Here is a 20,189-nt window from a genome sequence, read left to right as displayed (position 1 = left end):
ATCAGCCGTCTTCGCCCACGCGGATGGTGGTCTCAGACAGGTATTTATAAGGAGGAATCACCAGATTGGACGGTGCCGGCACGCCTTTGAACACGCGGCCGGCCAAGTCGAATTTGGAGCCGTGGCAGGGGCAGAAGAAACCGCCCTTCCAGTTTGCGCCCAAGTCGGCGGGAGCGAGGTCGGGACGGAAGGTGGGCGAGCAGCCCAAATGGGTACAGATACCGACGGCCACCCAGATATTATCTTTGCCTTTGATGGAGCGCAGTTCGTTTTGGCAGTATACCGGCTGCTGGTCGGCAGCAGTGGAGGAGGGATCGACCAACTCGCCGTTTAAGGAAGGCAAATCTTTCAGCTGCTGCTCGGTGCGGTTGAGCACCCAGATTGGCTTGCCGCGCCATTCGGCGGTAACCAGCTGGCCGGCCTCGATTTTGCTTACATCAATATCGATCGGCGCGCCGGCCGCTTTAGCCTTTTCCGAAGGGAAAAAGCTGGCGACGAAAGGCTTGGCTACCCCTAGTGCGCCCACGCCGGCGGCACCAGCAGTGGCCAGCACCAAAAAGCGCCGCCGTTCCTGATTGATTTCTTGGTTAGTCATTACTCAATCATCCTAATACTCTGAAAATACCGAAATATCGAAGCCTTTGCACAGCAGCCGTTGCGCACCGCAAGGCGGCAACCTAACAAAGGCCTCTTGCTGCCAATAGCGCAGCGGCGTGATTCTACCTTAATCTAAATCAACACTTAAAGCAGTATTTGAAATAAAGTAAAGATTTGTCTTGTCGCAGCAGGTTGCGTGGGGATAAGTACAACAACGCAACCTCCTGTCCGCATAATGGAAACGCGGCTAAAGGCTACCTGAAAAGCAAAATGTAAAGGCTATGCTGCCAAGTTAGACTCAAGCCGGATTATCTTCATCAAAAAACAAACAATCCAGCGGCCATTCCTGCTGCAGCCGCGCCGATAGCGCCTGGATACCGTAACGCTCGGTGGCATGGTGCCCGGCACTCACAAACAGCACGCCGTTTTCCTGCGCCAAATGGTATTGCGCTTCGGAAATCTCGCCGGTAACGAAAGCATCCGCGCCCATATCGATTGCCTGTTGGAAAAAGCCCTGTGCCCCGCCGGTACACCAGGCCAGCTTGCGCACTGGCCGCGATAAATCGCCGGCAGATACCGGCTGTCGCCCCAAACGTTCGGCCAGATTGGCCAGCAGTGCATGGCCGTCTATTTCTGCCCCCGGCGTGCCGAACATCAGCAGGTTTTGCTCGCCGGTTTGCCCTTCTATATGCCAGCCCATGCGTGCCGCCAGCCGGGCATTGTTGCCTACTTCGGGGTGGGCATCGAGCGGCAGGTGGTAGCCGGCCATATTGATGTTGTGCCGGATCAGCGTAGCGATGCGGCGGTGTTTCCAGCCGGTGATGGTTACCGGCTCGCTTTTCCAAAACAGGCCGTGGTGCACCAAGAGCATATCGGCATCCTGCGCCACGGCATAATCGATGGCGGCCTGGCTGGCGGTAACGGCACACACAATTTTATGCACTTCTTCCCGCCCCTCCACCTGCAGGCCGTTGGGGGCGTAGTCGTGAAATTCGGCGGTACGCAAAAATTCGTTGCACCAACGGATGATGTCTTGACGTTGCGGCATGGTTGGACTCTGTAGGAGGAAGGTGGTTGTTTGGCGAATTGGATAAGGATGTTACGGTGCCGGCTTGTTTTGCCTGAACGAATATATCGTTTGCGACCTGCTGCCTCGTTTTATTTGTCATTTCAACCCGATATATTTTCAGGTAGCCTTTTCGTATTTGAGGCTACCTGAAAATATATTAGCCTGCTGTTTCCCGGCCTGCATCGGGTTTTCAGGTAGCCTGCCCTGCCCTTTGCGGCCAAATGCCGGGCACGAGCTGGAACGGAAACAAACTGGTTCGGGCAAACAGCTGCATTTAAATTTTCAGGTAGCCTTTTGCATTTCATGATGCTACCTGAAAACGGTTCGGCCGATTATTTATTGGCCAGTTTGATGAGGTCGTCGGCCAGCTTGTCGGCGACGGTTTGGTAGCCTTGGGCGGTGAAGTGCACGCCGTCCCGCGCGCCGAGGCCTTGCGCCATCCAGCTTTTCATGCTGCACGCGCCACCCATGGCAGTCTGCCACGACCAATATAGGGTTTGCTCCTGCTGCGCTATGTCGCGCTGCATTTGCTGTACGGCATCAAGATAGGGCGGGCGCTGGCCGCATTGGCCGTGGCGGCTTTTGAGTGATTCGGGCGCGCCGATAATCAGGATGCCTGCGCCGGGCAGGGCTTCGCGGATTTTACGGATGGTGTCGACCCAAATGCGCTTGGTTTGCACGATGTCCAGATTGCTGTTGAAGGCTTCGTTGGTGCCGTAGGCGAGGATGACCAAATCGGCCTGGGTGGCCGACAAATCCTGCTGCCAGTCGGCACGCCAGCCGCTCCACTGGGAAAGCTGGGAGCCGTTGATGCCCATGGCGGATACGGTTACGCCGGGGCGGCTGTTTTCAATATTGATGTGGCCGATTTCCCAAATGTCGCCGGCTTGGGCGCGGTAGCTGAGCGGCAGGTTGGCGGTGAAGGAGAAATACTGCCAGGCGTTGCTGCCGAGGTTGGGCAGGGAGGCAACCTGGCTGCCTTGCGCGTCTTGCACTTTGAGTTCGCTGTCGGCAAATACGGGGCGGGCGGTGATGGTGATTTGCTGGGCTTCGGCAACGGGGTTGCGCGGATTAACGGTTACGCTGCCGCCGCCACCGGAGGAGCGGTTAAGGATGCCGCCCAGCGGGAATTCGGCATGGGCGTTGCGATTACTCAGCACCTGCCAGCCGCTGCTGTTGTGCAGCACTTGGGCATTGCGCTGGCCGGATACGGAGTTGGGATACACCCAGCCTATACCGCCGTCACCCCACTGCTGCTGCAGACGGGTACGCAACTCGTTGGTAAAATAGTCGCCGGCGGTGTGGGAGTCGCCCAGCTGAACGATGCGGAATTTTACGTTGCCGCCCCGGCTGAGCCGCTGCAGCTTGGCGAGCCACACGGGCTGCCAGCTGCCGTAGTTGGTGAGCTCGGCTTTTTCGGGGGTGCCTTGGGCGGCGGTTTCGGCGCTGCAGGCCTGGCAGGCGAGCAGACAGGCGATCATTAAGGCCAGTTGGCGGCCTTTTTTGGAAAACAACATTACTCTAACTATCCTTAAATTTTATGGTTTCCCGCCCGCGATAACGGTTTCGGAGGCGGCGGGGGCGGCCGGTGCGGCAGGAGCAGGTTGGTAGTCGATGCGGCCGGTTATCTGCTCGGCCAGAAGCTGCTGTCCCTTGATGGTGAAATGAATGCCGTCTTTGCTGCGCAGGCGGACGGTTTGCCCGTTGATGCTGATGCTGTCGCGGTATTGCCCGTCTCCGCCGCCCATGATTTTATCGGTGGGCAGCCAGATGGTTTTCCCGGCCAGCTCGCTGGCAAACAGGCGGTCGAGGTAGCGCATTTGGGCATTAAGGCGGCTGCTCTTCATCAGCGGCACACCCAGCCAAATAACCTTAACATCGGCTGCCTGGGCGGCTGCCAAAATGCGTTCGATACGCTGCCGGTACACCTGTTCCCATTCTGGGCTTTGGAATTTCAGGTAGCCTCGCGTGCCCGGCTCGGGATTAGGAAAATCCCAAGGATCGTTCGGCCCTAGGAATATCACGAGCAACCTGATTTTTCGATCTTCCCGCAAGGTTTTTTCTATGGTGGCCGGCCAATCGAAGAAGCTGGGGTAGGACAAGCCGGTGCTTTGTTTGCTGAGGTTAAGCGAATCAATACCGTATTGGCTGCTCAACCATTTTTGCACATGCGGCGCTACACCCTCCATCATGGAATCACCGGCAAAAAATACTTTGTCGCCAGCCGAAAGCCGTACGCGCTCCGGCAGTGGTTTGGAGGCGGTGTTTTGCGCCACAGGCGGTGCAGAAGCAGGCTTGCTTTCGACTTCAGGCGGCACGGTAGGTACGGTAGGCATTACGGCCGCATCCGGTAGTGCATACTCAGCGGTATGCTGTTGGCGCCAGCTTTCGTTTTTGGCTTCCAGCCAGCCCAAAGCGGCCTCATGCTGCGACAAGGCGGCTTGCTGCCAGCTGCTGCCGCTGCGCCACCAGCCGTAATCGTTTAAATTTTCCAAGGGGCTGGCGCGATGATAAGTTTGCTGCCAATAGGCGTTGATGGAGTCTTGGCTGAACCACACGGTGAGCAGCGCGGTAAACAGCATAACCGCATATAATCGCCACATCGACGAAGCAGGTTTGTTTTGTTTATCCGATGCCGGACTGGACAGACTGGCAGTATCTGCTACGGGGCGGGCGGTTTTTTCCGGCCGTACGGTGGCATATTGCGCAGATTTTGGTTTGCGTGGCGGCACTTTATGCTCTGCTCCGGCTGCTTTGTCCGAAGCTACCCGAAAACGGGGCGACGATACCGGATCAGTTTTAGCCGCAGCTTTGGTTTTATGGTGGGATGAGTCTTTAGTTTTGGCCTGCGGTTCGGATTTGGCTGCCCCTCGTTCCGGCATCGACACCGGCAACTCCAATTGCTCGGGGCGTTTTTCCGCACCCGTTTTGCGGCTGGCGGCTTGATCACGGTGTTTGCGTTTGTTCCTATTGGCTCGGCGTTTGGCTTTGCTGGGATTCATGGCTGCTTAATCCTTTCTTATTGTTATCGTGATTAAAAGTTAGCATACATAAAGCCGGGAATGCCGGAGGGGGCGAACACCATCAGCAGCCACATCGCAGCGCCCATCGGCAGCGGCCATGTCCACATCGGCAGGCGCTCCAACAGCGCCACCGCGCGGTCAAACAGCTTGGCCAAGAAACCGTAGGCGGCCAGCGCAAGCACCATCGCGCCCAGTACCAGCAGGGTTTCCAATTCCGGCACGCCGCTGCCGCCACCACCCAAGAGCGAACGGAACATCAATCCGGCATCGGCCAGGCTTTCGGTGCGGAATACCACGAAGGAGAAACAGACGAAGTTAACGGTAAACAACACCGCCGCCAGTTTGCCCAAGCGGGAAGAACCAGACAATTTCTCTCGCCCGCCCAAAATTTTATCGCCGATGTTCAGCCCCACCAGCACCACGCCGTGCAACGCGCCCCACAGCAAAAAATTCCAGCCGTGGCCGTGCCAAATGCCGGAGAGCAGCATGGCAATCATCAAATTGACCTGCGTGCGCCACCAACCTTTGCGGCTGCCGCCCAGCGGGATATAGATGTAGTCGCGAATCCAAGTGGAGAGCGTGATGTGCCAACGGTCCCAGAAATCGCGCAGGTTAAACGCGCGCAGCGGCATGGCGAAGTTTTGCGGCAGCTGAAAACCGAGCAGCATAGCCATGCCCACCACCAAATCGGTGTAGCCGGAAAAATCCATAAACAGCTGAACGGTGTAGCCATACATCGCGGTGAGCACCGTGATGGCATCGTATTGCAGCGGGTTTTCAAACACCGGGTCTACCCAATTGCCGCCCAGCGCCCCGGCCAGCCACCACTTTTTGCAGATACCCAGCACAATCAGGCCGATAGCCAATGCCGGACGGATAATAACGCGCGGCTGTTCGCTGCGGATTTGCGCCGCCATGCCGCCGTCTGTGCCGCAGATGCTTTTTAATTGGCCGGCACGGGCAATCGGGCCGGAAGTGATGGTGGGGAAAAAGCTGAAATACAGCAAAAGCTCGCGCCATTTGAGCCGCACGTCTTCATTGCGGTAAACCGACACCAGATAGGCTACGCCTTGAAAGGTGTAATAAGAAATGCCCAGCGGCATCAGGATGCCCAGCGCCGTATCTTGATCTGGCCCGCCGCGCTGCAACAGCGGCAGGAAAAAATCCACATATTTGAAAAACGACAGATTCAACACCGCCAGCAGCACGCCTGCCGCGAGCCATCTGCACCGAGCCGCCTGCGCCTTGCCTTGCGACAAACCGGCCGCAATCAGCGTAACCCCCAGCGAAAACGCCAATACCGCTACGGCAAAGCCCCAATGCAAATGCCACAGCCAACCCAAACCGGCAAACAGCAACAGCCAATTCTGCCAGCGCGGATGCTTGGCCAACAGCCAGTAAACAGGAAAAAAGCACAGGAAAAAGGCGGCAAATTCGATAGACAGCAGCGGCATAAAATCGGCGCAAGGAAAGAAAGGGTTAATACATCGGCGAAAGCGTCGGATTATACTGTTTCCCGCTGCCGGGATAAAGCGTTTTACATATCCTGCATCCTGCGTTAGCAACTCAAGTTTCAAGCAGACCGTTTTTTCAGGTAGCCTCAAACCGGCCAGAGGCTACCTGAAAACATCGGCTTCAACGAAATAAAAATCCATTTGCCTCACCGCCCTACCCCTTTAGCAGCCGATTCGGTATCATAACGCCTTTTTACCTCGGCTCTATCCAAGTAATAGCAGCCCGCTAGAAAACTCATGAATAAGAACACCTTTATTATCGGCTTTATGCTGTTCGCCATCTTTTTTGGTGCCGGCAACCTGATTTTCCCGCCCACCCTCGGCCTCAATAGCGGCCCCGAATTCTGGAGCACCCTCCTCGGCTTCGTCATCACCGGCGTCGGCCTGCCGCTGTTAGGCATCGTGGTAAGCGCTTTCTACCATAACGGCTACAAAACTGCCCTCACCCGCATCCACCCTTGGTTTGCCGTCATTTTCCTGATGGCGATTTATCTCACCATCGGCCCTTTCTTCGCCATCCCGCGCACCGGTGCCACTTCCTACGAAATGGCCGTATTGCCCTTTATCGGTGAAGCCGGCCGCACCTCGCTTCTCGCCTTCACCGTGGTTTACTACGCCGTCACCCTGTGGCCGAGCCTGAACCCCTCCAAAATGGTCGAGCGCATCGGCGCCATCCTCACCCCTGCCCTGCTCATCGCCATCCTTGCCCTGATCGGCAAATCCGTGTGGTGGCTCTACGGCAACCCGCCCACCATGCCGGCTGTCAACTTTGGCGACCAATCCGCCTTCTTGGCCGGTTTTATCGGTGGCTACCAAACCATGGACGTGCTTGCCTCCGTGGCCTTTTCCGTAATTGTGATCAACGCCATTAAGGCCAAAATGCCGGCGGATCAACGCGATAACCAAGTGGTGATGAAGCAAACTTTTGTGGCCGGCATCATCGCCGCCGTATCGCTGGCTATTATTTATGTCGGCCTGGCCTGGGTAAGCAACCGCCTTTCCGTGTCGCCCGACACCCTGGCCGACCTGTCTGCCAAACAGCAAGACATCGGCTCCTTCCTGCTCAATACCGCCGCCTACCAAACCTTCGGCAGCTTCGGCCGTATCCTGTTCGGCATCATCGTTACCCTCGCCTGCCTCACCACCTCGGTCGGCTTGGTGACCGCCGTGGGCGAATTCTTCTACGGCCTGTTCCCGCGCATCCGCTACAGCAGCTACGTCATCGCCGTAACCCTCGTGAGCTTCATCCTGGCTAACCAAGGCCTAAGCGCTGTTATCGGCAAATCCGTGCCCGTATTGATGGTGCTCTACCCGATTGCCATGACCATCCTGCTGCTGCTGATTATCGACAACTTCATCCGCCCGATGCCCCTGCTTGCCCACCGCCTCGCCACCGGCCTGGCTACCGCAGTTTCCATCCTCTCCGTGGCCGGTGCGGGCTTTACCGAACAACTGCCGCTGAAAGCCTATTCGCTAGAGTGGCTGCCCTTCGCCCTGGCCGGGATTGTGCTCGGCAGCATCATCGGCAAAATGGCCGGCGGCAAACCGGCTGATCAGGAAACAGTGTGATTAATTAGATTGCTTGATAGCGAGAAGTAAGGCTACCTGAAAAAAAGCGTGGGACTGTTCCGCAACGTTTTCAGGTAGCCTTTGTATTACCGGCCAACCAAACCAATCTACAACATCACAGATCAGCCAATCGCTTTACGCTCGGCGCGTAGTAGTAGGCACTGCGCTTGGCGGTGGACATATGTTTCAGCAGCAGGTCGATTTTGCCGTCTTTTTCGCCGAACATGAATTTCAGTTGTTCGTCGATATTGTGCAGGCTGGCGCTATAGGCGATGAATTGCAGGCCGTGCTCGCCGCTCACTTGGCCGAAAGGCAGGCTGCGGCGCACGATTTTCAAGCCGACACCATTTTCTTTGATGTTGGTGCGGCCCAGGTGCGAATCGGGCAGGCGCTCTTCGCGGGCGAATTCGATGTTGTCGGCTTTGCTGCGGCCGACGGCCTGCTCCTGTTCCTTCACGCTGATGCCGTCCCATTTGTTCAGGTCGTGCAGGTATTGTTGCAGCACCACATAGCTGCCGCCCGCGCTTTTCCCTTCGGCGATGATGCCGACGGAAGCGATTTCTTCATCGCCGTGCGGGTTTTCCGTGCCGTCCACGAAGCCGTCCAAGCCGCGTTCTTCCGGCATACGGAAGCCGTGGGTTTCGTTTTTTACTTCAAGCGATTCGCCGAAAGCGGCCAGCACTTTTTCCGCCAGCAAATAGTTCAGGCCGGTATGGGTGGATTGGACATGGACCATCACATCGCACTGGGTGGCCGGGCACAGGCCGTTGCCCAGCGGCACGAAGGGGCGGATTTCCTCGCCTTCGCCGCTGTGGTTCAGGCTGCGCCAGAAGTCTGCACCGAAAGCGATGGTCATACCCAACTCGTGGCCGGGGAAACGGGTTTGGCAGTCGGCCAGCGCGGCGAGGGCTTCGCGGCAGGCGGTTTTGACTTTGGCCTTATCGCGCACGTCGGCCTCGATATAAATGGCGGCGGTGATGGTTTCCGGGATGATGGCGGTTTGCGGGGTACTCATGCTGCTAATCCTTTCTTATCTTTCGGTATTGTTTGGGCGATGCACGCATTATATAGTGAATTAAATTTAAACCAGTACAGCGTTGTCTCGCCTTGCCGTACTATGTGTACTGTCTGCGGCTCGCCGCCTTGTCCTGATTTAAATTTAATTCACTATAACGGCAGGCTACCTGAAAATTCGGCAGCGCTGTTTTTCAGGTAGCCTTTGCCGTATCGGCGGGGATGCGGATAGGGCTAAACCAAACCTTGCCGCAGCTGCGCCAAGGTGGCGGGGCGGCTTTCCAGATTTTCCGGCGACACGGCGCGCACGTCGGCGCGGGCGGTAAATTGTGCCAATGCGCTTTGGTTGGCGGGGCTGAGGTGGGGCTGCAAATCGGGCAGGCGGTATTGCATAAACACCAAGGCCATGCCCAGCGCGAGGTGGGCAACGTCGCCGCTCTCGGCATCCAGTTGCGGGGCGGCGGCCAGGCCTCGGCTGCAGGCGGCACGGGCGCGTTCGGTGAGCGGGTGGTCGGGGGTGTTGTCGGCTTTGAATTTTTGCAGGCCGAAGAGTTTCACCAGCTGGTCGAGCAGGGAGAAGGCAAAGGCGGCGGTGGAGGTTTGTTCGGCAGTTTTTAAAGGGTGGCCGAGCAGGAAGTCTAAGATAAACGGGCTGTTGCCGATGACGGTGCCGCTGTCGGTTTGCAGAACGGGCACTTGGGAGAAGGGGTTGAGGGCTTGGAGCCCGGCGGGGTTTTCCCACGGATTGGTATAGGCAATCTCGAAATCGAGATCATGCCGGGGAAGGGCGGCAAGCAAGACAAGGCGGCCGTAGGGGGAAGTGGGGCTGGTGTAGAGTTTCATGGGTTTCTCTTGTTTGGATGATAGGTGGTTTTAACTTTGTTGCTACTGCACTTTCAGGTAGCCTGTTTGACGTGTTGGAGGCTACCTGAAAATGCCGCTTCGGCAAACACGGATTGTACAGCAAACCGGCTTTCAGGTAGCCTCAGCCGGCCGCTGCAATGGCGGCTTGCTGGTGTTGCAGCAGTTCGGCGATGCCTTTTTGGCCGAGCGCGAGCAGTTGGGTGAGCGCGGCGGGGCTGAAGGCGGCGCCTTCGGCGGTGCCTTGGATTTCGATGATGTTGCCGGAGGCGGTCATCACGAGGTTGATGTCGCTGTCGCAGCCGGAGTCTTCGGGGTAGTCCAAATCAAGCAGGGGCACGCCGCCGACGATGCCGAGCGATATGGCGGCCACGGCTTCGCGGATCGGGTTGTGCGCGAGTTTGCCTGCGGCCAAGAGCTTGCCAATGGCCAAATGCAGGGCGACGTATGCGCCGGTGATGCTGGCAGTGCGGGTGCCGCCGTCGGCTTGGATTACGTCGCAATCGATCAGGATTTGGCGTTCGCCCAGCCGGCTCAAATCTACGGCGGCACGCAGGGAGCGGCCGATCAGGCGTTGGATTTCCTGGGTGCGGCCGGATTGCTTGCCTTGGGCGGCTTCGCGGCGCATGCGGCTGGCGGTGGAGGCGGGGAGCATGCCGTATTCGGCGGTTACCCAGCCTTGATTTTTGCCGCGCAGAAAGGGCGGGACGGATTCGTCGATGCTGGCGGTGCAGATCACTTTGGTGTTGCCGCAGGCAATCAGGACGGAGCCGTCGGCATGGGGCAGGAAATGGGGGGTGATGCTGACGGGGCGCAGTTGGTCGGGTGCACGACCCGTGCGGATGGGGGCTGGGGACATGGTGTTCTCGCTATGTAGATGGGATTAGGCCTTGGCTTTGGCAGAAATGGCGCTATGCTTCCACTTCGTTGCTGTTTGCGTTTTCAGGTAGCCTCAGCTCAGCCGGGGATGATTATACCGCCGGATGGCCGGCATTGCTTAGGAATACGGGCGCGGGTGGCTGGAGTAGCTTTGATTTCAGCTATATAATCTAGCCATTCCAGCCCCAAAGGCTACCTGAAACCCCAACCGGCCTGCACGCCATGTCTGATTTAATCGTTTTCAACAAGCCCTATGGGGTTATCTGCCAATTCAGCCCGCACGAGAAACACCGCTCGCTGAAAGAGTTTATCGGACTGCCCGATGTTTATCCCGCTGGGCGGCTGGACACCGACAGCGAAGGCCTGCTGCTGCTCACTGCCGACGGCCGCCTGCAAGCCAAAATTGCCGACCCGCGCCACAAAACGGTGAAAACCTATTGGGCGCAGCTCGAAGGCAGCCCGGACGAAGCGAAGCTGGACTTATTGCGGCACGGTGTGGATTTGGGCGATTTCGTTACCCGCCCGGCGCAGATCAGGCTACCTGAAAAATCGGAAACCGACCGCCTGTGGCCGCGTGTGCCGCCGATTCGGGTACGCAAGAGCGTGCCAGATTTTTGGTTGGAAATCCGCATCAGCGAAGGCAAAAACCGCCAAGTGCGCCGCATGACGGCCAAGGCGGGCTATCCCTGCCTGCGGCTGGTGCGCGTGGGCATCGGGCGGTTGGATTTGTGGCAGCTGGATTTGGCGCCGGGTCAATGGCGGCCTGCACCGTGTTTGCCCTAGCTCAATATTCGGCGTAATGGCCGTACTCTCGGTATGCCGTTTGCTTGGCATTTATCTAATTGAATAACATGAGGTTTGATATGGCAGATTTATCCCGGCAGTTGGCGCAGTGGCAGCATACTGCCCGTTTCCGTTTCCCCCTTTTAATCAAACCACGCGCGGAAGACAGCCATAAAGGCACGTTCGGCACGGTGGCTGTGATAGGCAGCGCGGCCGGCATGGCCGGTTCCGGCGTGCTGGCGGCCAGCGCGGCCTTGAAAGGCGGGGCGGGCAAAGTATGGCTCGGGTTTGCGCAAAACAGCCTGCCGATACCGTATCTGCCCAATTACCCGGAAATCATGATCACCACTGCCGCACAACTGGTGCAGCGGCGCGACATCAGCGTTTACGCCATTGGCTGCGGCTTGGGCATGAGCGATGCCTCGCGCCAGCTGTTGGAGCAGACCACGACAGCGGCCATCCATACCGATGCACCTCTGCTGCTGGATGCCGATGCGCTGAACCTGCTGGCAGTGGAAACCATGTTTTTGCCCAATAATGTGGTGCTCACGCCTCATCCGCTGGAAGCGGCACGCCTGCTGGATATTTCGGTGGAAGAGGTGCAGGGTAACCGCTATTTGGCGGCCTCCAATATTGCCGAGCGCTACGGCAGCTATGTGGTGCTCAAAGGTGCGAAAACCTTGGTGTGCACGCCGGACGGGCGGATTGTGTATGAAAACGACAGTGGCAACCCCGGCTTGGCCACCGCCGGCAGCGGCGACGTATTGAGCGGCCTGATGGCTGCCCTGCTGGCGCAACATCTGCCCATGCAAGATGCCGCCTGCGCGGCGGTGTGGATGCACGGCACGGCGGCAGAGCTGCTCGCCGCCCGCGGCATCGGCCCCATCGGCCTGACGGCAGGCGAGATTGCCGATGCGGTGCGCGAACTGCGCAATCTGGCCGCGGGTTAGGCTGGATAGTCGGCTTGCTATAGTGGATTAAATTTAAATCAGGACAAGGAGGCGAGCCGCAGACAGTACAAATAGTACGGCAAGGCGAGACAACGCTGTACTGGTTTAAATTTAATTCACTATACAAGCATAATTGCAGCGATAGAAAGGCTACCTGAAAGTTTCAGGTAGCCTTTAGTGTATAGTGGATTAACAAAAATCAGGACAAGGCGGCGAGCCGCAGACAATACACACGTTACGGCAAGGCGAGACAACGCTGTACTGGTTTTTGTTCATTCACTATATCACTCAGCCGAAGCCAAATAGAAATAGCAAAAGGCTACCTGAAACTTTCAGGTAGCCTTCAAACGGCAAAATCAATCAGTTTTCATCCCGATCCAATTTCTGCGAGCCCTGCTGCATCGGATATTTGCGTTGCAGCACTTGCAAATATTGGCGGTAGAACGCTTCGGTATTGCGTCCGGCAATTTGTTGGCGTAGTTCCGGCAGCTGCTGCTTGCTGTTGTCTGGCAGGCTGATGGCGCGCACCTCCACCACGGCAGCATTGCCGTTGGGCAGGGTAATCACTGCGTAGCCGGGTTTGCCGTTTTGCGGATGGGCTTTCACGATGGCGGCAAAGTTTTGCAGGCCAACGGCTTGTTGCAGCTGGGTGGCACCGGCTTTTTCCGGATTGCTCCATTGCAGCTTATCCACTGCTTTGCCAGCCTGCAGATTGCTCAGAGCTTGGGCAGCGGCGGCTTGGGCCAGCTTGGCACTCTCCACAGCCACATAATCTTTGCGCACCGCTTCCTTGGCTTCTTCAAAGCTTTGATTGCGGGCTTTGCTCACATCGGTGGCACGCAGCACGCGCAATACGCCGTTACCCATATCCAATACTTCGGAATTGTGGCGGCGCTCGATTACCTCGGCACTGAACATAGCCTCCTGCACGGCCTGCGGCAATTTGGCGGCGGCCGCTTCGGGCTGGCTGAGCCATTCTTCGTGTTTTTGCAGCGGCAGCTTCATTTCCTGAGCTACTTTTTGCAGGCTGTCCGGATTATCGAAGGCCAGCTGTGCCAACTGTTCGCGTGCATTGCCCAAGGCTTGGGCGGCTTTGCGCTGGCGTACGCTCTCTTCCAGCTGAGCTTTCACGCTCTCAAACGGCGGTTTGGCTTCGCTGGCAGAGGTGGGCAGATTGCGGTAGGCCTCTTGCAATTCTTGTGCGCTAACGGTTTGCTGTTTGGCCAGCTCTTCCACATTCAAATCAACAAACTCAAGCTTCACGGCCAAAGGCAGGGCATATTTGGCTTTGTTGGCTTCAAAATAGCTACGTAAGGCGGCATCGGTGGGCTGTACCTTGCTGGCAAAATCGGCCGCATTGAAGGGCGCAGTACGCAACTCACGCTCACTACCGGTAAGGGCAAGGATTTGGTTGGCCTGGCTGTCGCTAACGATATTGCCGTTGCTCAACAGGCTGATAAGGGTTTGGCGGCGGTATTGGCTGCGCATTTCGTCAATCAGCCCCTCTTCGGTAATCCCTCTTTGGCGCCGATAGGCTTGAAACTGCTCGGGACTGAATTGGCCGTTGACTTGAAATGAGGGATCGCGCGTAATCACGCCTTTGATTTGCTCAAGAGAAAGCTCGCCAACGCCCAGCTCTGCCGCGCCCTGCTCCAAATAAGCTTGCTGCACCAGCGATTGGTAAACGTCGTCTTTGCTGATGGGCTGATCGCTATGGCGCGGCGCTTCCCTCAGCAGTTCCTGCACTTGCTCGGCAGTAATACGGGTGTTGCCGATTTTGCTGATGTAGCTGCTGTGCATACCCGACGTGAGGGTTTGGGCACCGAATCCCACAAAGGTCACAGTAATCAGCCCAAGGAGCACTTGGGACAGGCGGCGGTGTTTTTCGACAATGGCAAACATAAAAATAAAAAGGAAACGTGGTGAAAATTAAATGCGGTATTGTAACGGTTCTACGGGTGGCGGGCTATAGCGAATTAACTTAACTTTCTCGATAGCCTTGCCTTGCTGAACTATTGGTTGGCAGAGTGCAGGCTGCTTTTTAGGGTTTTGAAGCCGCGAAAAGTAGCCTGTACTTTATTTAACCGCGTTGAGTCTACATTTTCAGGTAGCCTAAAAAGGGGCTACCTGAAAACTGGAAACCGCGTGTGCGCGTTCCACAAATGCCCCACACAGGTTTCTAAACCTCTATTTTATATATATTTTAAAATCATTATTCCATTCTGAATTTTTAATATCCTCTTCCGATGCATAAGCCGTCTCTGACCTAATGGAAAATTCATAAAATATGTTTTTATTATTATTTAAATCTTTAATATTTTTCCAACATGCCATACATTCATCACAGCATAAAAACAATTGATTATAAGTGATATCTTTTTTAATCACCAACCTACCCTGTTCATGACATTTTGGACAAGCCTGATACCAATATGCACTCATTTCGGTTAACCTGTAATAATTTTATTAGTGTTTCTCTTGGCAAACACTGCGTATTTGGATATTGCCCGTGACTCGCTGTCTTGTATCGAAAGCAAATTTAATCCGCGATATAACTCCAAACAGTTTATTTATAGTGGATTAACAAAAATCAGGACAAGGCGGCAAGCCGCAGACAGTACACACGTTACGGCAAGGCGAGACAACGCTGTACTGGTTTTTGTTAATTCACTATAATGCCAGAATCCTCCGCTGCACTGCCAAGCATAAGAGGCTACCTGAAAGCATGGGCAAGAAAAAAGACAGACCGAGAAGCCTGTCTTTTTTCCATTTATGCAAGAAGGTGCGGTGCTTTACAGCGCGTCTTTCAACGCTTTACCTGCACGGAATTTCGGAGATTTGGCAGCCGGGATAACCAGCTCTTTACCGGTTTGCGGGTTGCGGCCTTTGCGTTCGGCGCGCTCGCCCACGTAGAAAGTGCCGAAGCCAACCAGAGTCACGGTATCGCCTTTTTTCAGAGCGGTGGTAACAGCCTTGGTAAAGCCATCCAGTGCCTTGCCGGCAGCAGCCTTGGAAATGTCAGCTTCCTTAGCAATTGCTTCAATCAATTCAGACTTGTTCACGTTAAGTCCCTTTCTAGTTGAGGAGTAATGAAGAATCGGCCGATTGTGGTCGGCACCAATGCGTTTGTCTGCAACAGGCTGCTTTATAGCAAGTTCAAAATCATCGGTCAAGCAAATAAACGGCTGGAAAGCAGCTATTTTCAGCCAAAGCGGCAGGTTTGCGCCTTTCACACAACACAGCCTGCCGCTTTTCGCCTTAATGTTTGGTGGCGCGACCGCCGGATTTCGCCGGGGTTTTCGCTTTGGCCGCAGGCACGTCCTGCCAAGGCTGCGGCTGATATTCCAGGCCGAAGGAGAGCACTTCGTCAATCCAGCGCACCGGATGGATTTCCAGCCCTTCTTTCACGTTTTGCGGAATTTCTTCCAAATCTTTCACGTTTTCCTGCGGAATCAGCACATACTTGATGCCGCCGCGCAGGGCAGCCAACAGTTTTTCCTTCAAACCGCCGATGGGCAACACTTCGCCGCGCAGTGTGATTTCGCCGGTCATGGCCACGTCGGCACGCACGGGAATACCGGTGAGCGAGGACACGATGGCCAGCGTCATACCAATGCCGGCGCTGGGGCCGTCTTTAGGTGTGGCACCTTCGGGAACGTGCACATGGATATCGGTTTTCTCGTAGAAATCCGGTGCAATGCCCAATACTTCGGCACGCGAACGTACCACGCTCCAGGCGGCTGAAATAGATTCCTGCATCACATCACCCAGCTTACCGGTGCGCAGGATATTGCCTTTGCCTTTGAGCGCGACGGCTTCGATGGTGAGCAGCTCACCACCCACTTCCGTCCATGCCAGGCCGGTAACCTGGCCGACACGGTTTTCATTTTCGGCCACGCCGTAGTCGAAGCGGCGCACGCCGAGATAGTCATGCAGGTTGGCCGCATCCACTACCACGGTTTGCGGCGCGGCAGCGCGTTTGGCGCCGGCTTTCTTATCTTGTTCCAATACCTGCTGCATCACCACCTTACGGCAGATTTTGGCGACTTCGCGATCAAGCGAGCGCACACCGGCTTCGCGGGTGTAGTAGCGGATGATGTCGCGCACTGCGCTTTCTTGAATATCGATTTCGCCTTTTTTCACCCCGTTGCGCTCAATTTGCTTGGGCACGAGATATTGCATGGCAATATTTACCTTCTCGTCCTCGGTGTAGCCGGAGAGTCGGATAATTTCCATGCGGTCGAGCAGCGCAGGCGGGATGTCCATGCTGTTGGAAGTAGCGAGGAACATCACGTTGCTCAGGTCGAAATCCACTTCCACATAATGGTCGGCAAAGGAATGGTTTTGCTCCGGATCGAGCACTTCCAACAGCGCACTGGCCGGATCGCCACGGAAATCGCGGCCAAGTTTGTCGATTTCGTCCAGCAGGAACAGAGGGTTGTTCACGCCGGCTTTAATCATGTTTTGGATGATTTTGCCCGGCATCGAACCGATGTAGGTACGGCGGTGACCGCGGATTTCGCTCTCGTCATGGATGCCGCCCAAAGCCATGCGCACGTATTTACGGCCGGTGGCTTTGGCAATGGATTGGCCGAGCGAGGTTTTACCCACGCCGGGCGGGCCCACCAGGCACAGAATCGGGCCTTTGAGCTTGTTCATGCGTTTTTGCACCGCCAAGTATTCCAAAATGCGCTCTTTCACCTTTTCCAAGCCATAGTGGTCGGCATTGAGCACTAAATCGGCCTGCACAATATCTTTGCTGACCTTGCTTTTCTTCTTCCACGGAATGTCTACCAGCGTTTCGATATAGTTGCGCACCACGGAAGACTCAGCCGACATCGGCGGCATCATGCGCAGCTTTTTCATTTCGCCCAGCGCTTTTTCTTCCGCTTCCTTGCTCATGCCGGCTTCACGCACCTGCTGTTCGAGCTGGTCGAGCTCTTCACGCTCGTCGCCCTCGCCCAACTCTTTCTGAATCGCTTTTACCTGCTCGTTCAGATAATAGTCGCGCTGGGATTTTTCCATCTGCCGTTTCACCCGGCCGCGGATGCGTTTTTCCACCTGCAAAATATCCAGCTCGGCTTCCAGCTGGCCGAGCAGGTGTTCCATGCGCTCGGCTACGTCGGTGATTTCCAAAATCTCCTGGCGCTGCTCCAACTTGAGCTGCAGGTGGGCGGCAATGGTGTCCACCAGGCGGCTGTGGTCGGTGATGCCGTGAATGGTGCCGGCCACTTCGCCGGGGATTTTCTTGTTGAGCTTGATGAACTGGTCGAACTGCGCCAAAAGCGTACGGCGCAGGGCTTCGTAGTCGTGGCCGTCGGTGTTTTCTTCGGCAGCCAGCACTTCAATTTCGGCTTGGAAATAATCGCCGCCGTCGTTCACCGCTAATGCGCGGGCGCGCTGCATGCCTTCCACCAGCACCTTCACCGTGCCGTCGGGCAATTTCAGTACTTGCAGGATATTGGCCAGCGTGCCGATGGTGTGTAAATCGTCTGTGCCGGGGTCTTCGTTGGCCGGATTTTTCTGCGCCAAAAGGAATACCGGCCCATCTTGCTCGATGGCGGCATCCAGCGCGGCAATGGATTTGGGGCGGCCGACAAACAGCGGCAGCACCATATGCGGATACACCACCACGTCGCGCAGCGGCAACATCGGCAGGGTGCGGGTTTCAGCGGGATTATGCTGGGATTGGGTCATTATCTTCTCGGTTATTGTTTTCAGTTGGATAGGATGGCTAAAGCCTCATTGCCCGGCAAATTGGGGGCAGCCAAGCGCATTTCAAGCATTCGGCGGAGTTTAGTTTGTAAAAGGCTACCTGAAAACCGGCAGCGGTTTGAATTTTGTTGACGCTATGCTTTCAGGTAGCCTTTTGCCTGACGCCGTCGAAACATGCAAACCAAAGTTGCTGCCGCCCGCTGCTTCTGTCTATACTGCCTCCCGTCTCCTATTCCCGCCCGCACCAGCCGGCAAACGCCATGACTACCCCCGCCCTCATCTGGCAAGGCATCCCCGCCGAACAAGAGCTTGCCGCCGCCATCTCCCGGCATCCCCGCGCGGCCTGCATTTTTCTCAGCGACGATTTTTCAGGTAGCCTCCATGAGCCCGATAAAGGCTACCTGAAAAGTTGCGCCGCCTCCGCCGCCAACTTTATCCCCGCCGACACCAACCCGCTGCAACGCGATATTTATCTGCTGCCCGCCGCCGCAGCCGCCGGGTTGGTACAATACGGCTTTGGCGAACCGGTTTGGCAAAACAGTCCGCCTGTGCCGCAACAGGCTAGCCCAAGCAAACCCTGGCAAATCGCCCCGCCGCCTATTCCTGTGGAACGCGTGCTGATTATCGGCGGCGGCATCGCCGGCGCAGCCACCGCCCACGCCCTCGCCCGACGCGGCATCAGCAGCCTAATTCTCGAGCAAAACGACCAGCCCGCCCGCGCCGCATCCGGCAACCGGCAAGGCCTGCTCTACGCCAAAATCTCCGCCCACCCCACCCTGCAAACCCGCCTCCTGCTCGGCAGCTACGGCTACAGCCGCCGCCTGCTCGAACACCTTCTGCCTAACAGCCCGGTTTGGCAGGCCTGCGGCGTGCTACACCTCAACCACAACCCAAGCGAAACCCGCCGCAACCGCGAGCTGGGCGAACAACGCGCCAACCGTCATCTTTATTACGCCGTCAACTCTGCCGAAGCCGAAGCACGCTCCGGCATCCCGCTTAGCGGGCAGAGCGGTCTGTTCTGGCCGCAAGGAGCGTGGCTTAACCCGCCATCCTTCGCCGCCGCCCTGCTCGAATCCCCCCGCATCCGCGTGCTCACGCAACACCGCCTCACCAATCTGCAACGCCATGGCAGCGAATGGCGGCTTGCCGTGGATACGCCGCAAGGCATGCAGACGTTTTCAGGTAGCCACATCGTGTTCTGCTGCGGTGCCGAGCAATTGGCCGATATCCTGCCCGAAGCCCTGCCGCTGCAATTCATCCGCGGCCAAACCAGCCTGGCTGATGCCTCGCCCTTCAGCCGCCGGCTGCGCTGCGCCCTAAGCGCCGATGCCTATATTTCGCCGGAGTATCGCCATCAGCACTGTTTCGGCGCCAGCTTCGTGCCCAACGAGCAAAGCAGTGAGTTGCGTGCTGCAGAAGACGACGGCAACCACGCCAAACTGGCACAACTCTCGCCCGAACTCGCCGCCGCCCTGTCCGCCTACCAGTCCGGCCATGCCGCCGTGCGCGCCGACTGCTACGACCACCTGCCCGCCGTGGGTGCGTTGGGCGACTGGGTGGCGATGCGTGTGCAATACGCCAAACTCGCCAACGATAAAAACTACCGCCTGCCCGACCTGCCCTGCCCCCACCTGCCCGGCTTGTTTGTGAACAGCGGGCACGGCAGCCGAGGTCTGGCCACCGCCCCGCTGTGCGGCGAACTCATCGCCGCGCAAATACTCGGCCAGCCCCTGCCCGCCGAACCCGAAGTGGCCGCCGCCCTCGCCCCCAACCGTCTGCTGATTCGCCGCATTATCCACCGGTAAACTTAAAGGCTTCGCTGTTAATTTCTACAGCAGGCTACCTGAAAAATGTTTCAGCCCGGCCAAAACAAGTTATCCAATTTTCAGGTAGCCATTGCAGCACGATTTAACGCAAGATAACAAATATAGTGAATTAACAAAAACCAGCACAGCGTTGGCTCGCCTTGCCGTACTATCTGTACTGTCTGCGGCTCGCCGCCTTGTCCTGATTTTTGTTAATCCACTATAGCATCGAAAACACAGCCAAACCCGCTCGCCAGCCCAACCGGTTTTGCCATTTAAATTAGCAAAGAGGCTATTGCCTATAGCAATGATTGCTGGTACAGCACGGCAAAATACGCATAAAATAATTCCGTAAGCGATATAGGCTTATTGCTTCTGCTGATTTTTCTGTGGTGATATAAAAGCTACTA

General features: G+C 56.6%; 17 protein-coding genes and 2 pseudogenes. 5 read left to right on the top strand and 14 right to left on the bottom strand.

Going from position 1 to position 20,189, the window contains the following annotated elements:
- Position 1 precedes the first annotated feature (1 nt).
- From petA to ELB75_RS06890, 6 genes are all read right to left on the bottom strand, one after another.
- The gene (petA, locus tag ELB75_RS06910; protein ID WP_126983299.1) at positions 2-595 is read right to left on the bottom strand and encodes a ubiquinol-cytochrome c reductase iron-sulfur subunit; all 594 of its coding nucleotides are present in this window, start codon (positions 593-595) and stop codon (positions 2-4) included.
- Between the two features lie 300 nt (positions 596-895).
- On the bottom strand, positions 896-1,645 hold the full coding sequence (locus ELB75_RS06905) for a Nif3-like dinuclear metal center hexameric protein (protein ID WP_126983298.1): 750 nt from the start codon (positions 1,643-1,645) through the stop codon (positions 896-898).
- Between the two features lie 138 nt (positions 1,646-1,783).
- On the bottom strand, positions 1,784-1,930 hold the full coding sequence (locus tag ELB75_RS12485) for a hypothetical protein (protein WP_164726837.1): 147 nt from the start codon (positions 1,928-1,930) through the stop codon (positions 1,784-1,786).
- A 68-nt stretch (positions 1,931-1,998) separates the two neighbouring features.
- On the bottom strand, positions 1,999-3,183 hold the full coding sequence (locus tag ELB75_RS06900) for an SGNH/GDSL hydrolase family protein (RefSeq protein ID WP_126983297.1): 1,185 nt from the start codon (positions 3,181-3,183) through the stop codon (positions 1,999-2,001).
- Positions 3,184-3,204: 21 nt separating this feature from the next.
- A complete protein-coding gene (locus tag ELB75_RS06895) occupies positions 3,205-4,269 on the bottom strand; it encodes an SGNH/GDSL hydrolase family protein (protein ID WP_164726921.1) in 1,065 nt (354 codons plus the stop codon).
- A gap of 431 nt (positions 4,270-4,700) precedes the next feature.
- Positions 4,701-6,143 (bottom strand): MBOAT family O-acyltransferase, encoded by a 1,443-nt coding sequence (locus ELB75_RS06890; protein ID WP_126983295.1) that lies wholly within the window; start codon positions 6,141-6,143, stop codon positions 4,701-4,703.
- Between the two features lie 297 nt (positions 6,144-6,440).
- Between ELB75_RS06890 and brnQ the strand changes: the two genes are divergently transcribed.
- Positions 6,441-7,772 (top strand): branched-chain amino acid transport system II carrier protein, encoded by a 1,332-nt coding sequence (gene brnQ / locus ELB75_RS06885; protein WP_126983294.1) that lies wholly within the window; start codon positions 6,441-6,443, stop codon positions 7,770-7,772.
- Positions 7,773-7,887: 115 nt separating this feature from the next.
- Here the strand turns inward: brnQ and ELB75_RS06880 are convergent, their stop codons facing one another.
- The 4 genes and pseudogenes from ELB75_RS06880 to rph all read right to left on the bottom strand — a co-directional run bounded on the left by ELB75_RS06880 (position 7,888) and on the right by rph (position 10,506).
- Positions 7,888-8,787, bottom strand: coding sequence for a Dyp-type peroxidase (locus ELB75_RS06880; protein ID WP_126983293.1), 900 nt, complete (start codon positions 8,785-8,787; stop codon positions 7,888-7,890).
- Between the two features lie 50 nt (positions 8,788-8,837).
- Positions 8,838-8,947: pseudogene (locus tag ELB75_RS13250) on the bottom strand (IS5/IS1182 family transposase); the annotation flags it as partial.
- A 73-nt stretch (positions 8,948-9,020) separates the two neighbouring features.
- Complete coding sequence (locus ELB75_RS06870) at positions 9,021-9,629, bottom strand: glutathione S-transferase family protein (protein ID WP_126983291.1); 609 nt, start codon at positions 9,627-9,629, stop codon at positions 9,021-9,023.
- 142 nt (positions 9,630-9,771) lie between these two features.
- Entirely contained in the window at positions 9,772-10,506 is a 735-nt protein-coding gene (gene rph, locus ELB75_RS06865) for a ribonuclease PH (RefSeq protein ID WP_126983290.1), read from the bottom strand.
- Between the two features lie 242 nt (positions 10,507-10,748).
- On the opposite strand from rph, the gene ELB75_RS06860 reads away from it, so the two are divergent.
- The 3 genes and pseudogenes from ELB75_RS06860 to ELB75_RS13245 all read left to right on the top strand — a co-directional run.
- Positions 10,749-11,309: a pseudouridine synthase gene (locus ELB75_RS06860; protein WP_126983289.1), complete on the top strand. Its 561-nt coding sequence runs from the start codon at positions 10,749-10,751 to the stop codon at positions 11,307-11,309.
- 80 nt (positions 11,310-11,389) lie between these two features.
- Positions 11,390-12,259 carry an NAD(P)H-hydrate dehydratase gene (locus ELB75_RS06855; protein WP_126983288.1) on the top strand — a complete coding sequence of 290 codons (870 nt, stop codon included), beginning with the start codon at positions 11,390-11,392 and terminating at the stop codon, positions 12,257-12,259.
- Positions 12,260-12,277: 18 nt separating this feature from the next.
- A pseudogene (locus ELB75_RS13245) lies at positions 12,278-12,384 on the top strand (IS5/IS1182 family transposase); the annotation flags it as partial.
- 235 nt (positions 12,385-12,619) lie between these two features.
- Here the strand turns inward: ELB75_RS13245 and ELB75_RS06850 are convergent.
- From ELB75_RS06850 to lon, 4 genes are all read right to left on the bottom strand, one after another.
- Positions 12,620-14,161, bottom strand: coding sequence for a peptidylprolyl isomerase (locus ELB75_RS06850; protein WP_126983287.1), 1,542 nt, complete (start codon positions 14,159-14,161; stop codon positions 12,620-12,622).
- Between the two features lie 285 nt (positions 14,162-14,446).
- Positions 14,447-14,701, bottom strand: coding sequence for a hypothetical protein (locus ELB75_RS06845; RefSeq protein ID WP_126983286.1), 255 nt, complete (start codon positions 14,699-14,701; stop codon positions 14,447-14,449).
- A 350-nt stretch (positions 14,702-15,051) separates the two neighbouring features.
- On the bottom strand, positions 15,052-15,321 hold the full coding sequence (locus tag ELB75_RS06840; protein ID WP_126984232.1) for an HU family DNA-binding protein: 270 nt from the start codon (positions 15,319-15,321) through the stop codon (positions 15,052-15,054).
- Positions 15,322-15,517: 196 nt separating this feature from the next.
- Positions 15,518-17,956, bottom strand: a complete 2,439-nt coding sequence (gene lon, locus ELB75_RS06835; RefSeq protein ID WP_126983285.1) for an endopeptidase La — start codon at positions 17,954-17,956, stop codon at positions 15,518-15,520.
- 278 nt (positions 17,957-18,234) lie between these two features.
- Here lon and mnmC1 point away from each other — a divergent pair, with 278 nt between their 5' ends.
- Positions 18,235-19,779: an FAD-dependent 5-carboxymethylaminomethyl-2-thiouridine(34) oxidoreductase MnmC1 gene (gene mnmC1, locus ELB75_RS06830; RefSeq protein WP_126983284.1), complete on the top strand. Its 1,545-nt coding sequence runs from the start codon at positions 18,235-18,237 to the stop codon at positions 19,777-19,779.
- The last annotated feature ends 410 nt before the right edge of the window (positions 19,780-20,189 follow it).

Source organism: Eikenella corrodens, from assembly GCF_003990355.1.
Classification (GTDB): domain Bacteria; phylum Pseudomonadota; class Gammaproteobacteria; order Burkholderiales; family Neisseriaceae; genus Eikenella; species Eikenella corrodens_B.
Note: the sequence above shows the minus strand (reverse complement) of the source record. Positions and strands in the feature narration are given on the sequence as shown.

What these genes read in the sequence shown, in the direction of transcription:
- ELB75_RS06860 (WP_126983289.1), top strand. Translation starts at nt 10,749, where the DNA reads ATGTCTGATTTAATCGTTTTCAACAAGCCCTATGGGGTTATCTGCCAA.
- petA (WP_126983299.1), bottom strand. Translation starts at nt 595, where the DNA reads ATGACTAACCAAGAAATCAATCAGGAACGGCGGCGCTTTTTGGTGCTG.
- ELB75_RS06880 (WP_126983293.1), bottom strand. Translation starts at nt 8,787, where the DNA reads ATGAGTACCCCGCAAACCGCCATCATCCCGGAAACCATCACCGCCGCC.
- ELB75_RS06895 (WP_164726921.1), bottom strand. Translation starts at nt 4,269, where the DNA reads ATGTGGCGATTATATGCGGTTATGCTGTTTACCGCGCTGCTCACCGTG.
- ELB75_RS06905 (WP_126983298.1), bottom strand. Translation starts at nt 1,645, where the DNA reads ATGCCGCAACGTCAAGACATCATCCGTTGGTGCAACGAATTTTTGCGT.
- rph (WP_126983290.1), bottom strand. Translation starts at nt 10,506, where the DNA reads ATGTCCCCAGCCCCCATCCGCACGGGTCGTGCACCCGACCAACTGCGC.
- ELB75_RS06890 (WP_126983295.1), bottom strand. Translation starts at nt 6,143, where the DNA reads ATGCCGCTGCTGTCTATCGAATTTGCCGCCTTTTTCCTGTGCTTTTTT.
- ELB75_RS06855 (WP_126983288.1), top strand. Translation starts at nt 11,390, where the DNA reads ATGGCAGATTTATCCCGGCAGTTGGCGCAGTGGCAGCATACTGCCCGT.
- ELB75_RS06900 (WP_126983297.1), bottom strand. Translation starts at nt 3,183, where the DNA reads ATGTTGTTTTCCAAAAAAGGCCGCCAACTGGCCTTAATGATCGCCTGT.
- ELB75_RS06870 (WP_126983291.1), bottom strand. Translation starts at nt 9,629, where the DNA reads ATGAAACTCTACACCAGCCCCACTTCCCCCTACGGCCGCCTTGTCTTG.
- ELB75_RS06845 (WP_126983286.1), bottom strand. Translation starts at nt 14,701, where the DNA reads ATGAGTGCATATTGGTATCAGGCTTGTCCAAAATGTCATGAACAGGGT.
- ELB75_RS06850 (WP_126983287.1), bottom strand. Translation starts at nt 14,161, where the DNA reads ATGTTTGCCATTGTCGAAAAACACCGCCGCCTGTCCCAAGTGCTCCTT.
- brnQ (WP_126983294.1), top strand. Translation starts at nt 6,441, where the DNA reads ATGAATAAGAACACCTTTATTATCGGCTTTATGCTGTTCGCCATCTTT.
- lon (WP_126983285.1), bottom strand. Translation starts at nt 17,956, where the DNA reads ATGACCCAATCCCAGCATAATCCCGCTGAAACCCGCACCCTGCCGATG.
- mnmC1 (WP_126983284.1), top strand. Translation starts at nt 18,235, where the DNA reads ATGACTACCCCCGCCCTCATCTGGCAAGGCATCCCCGCCGAACAAGAG.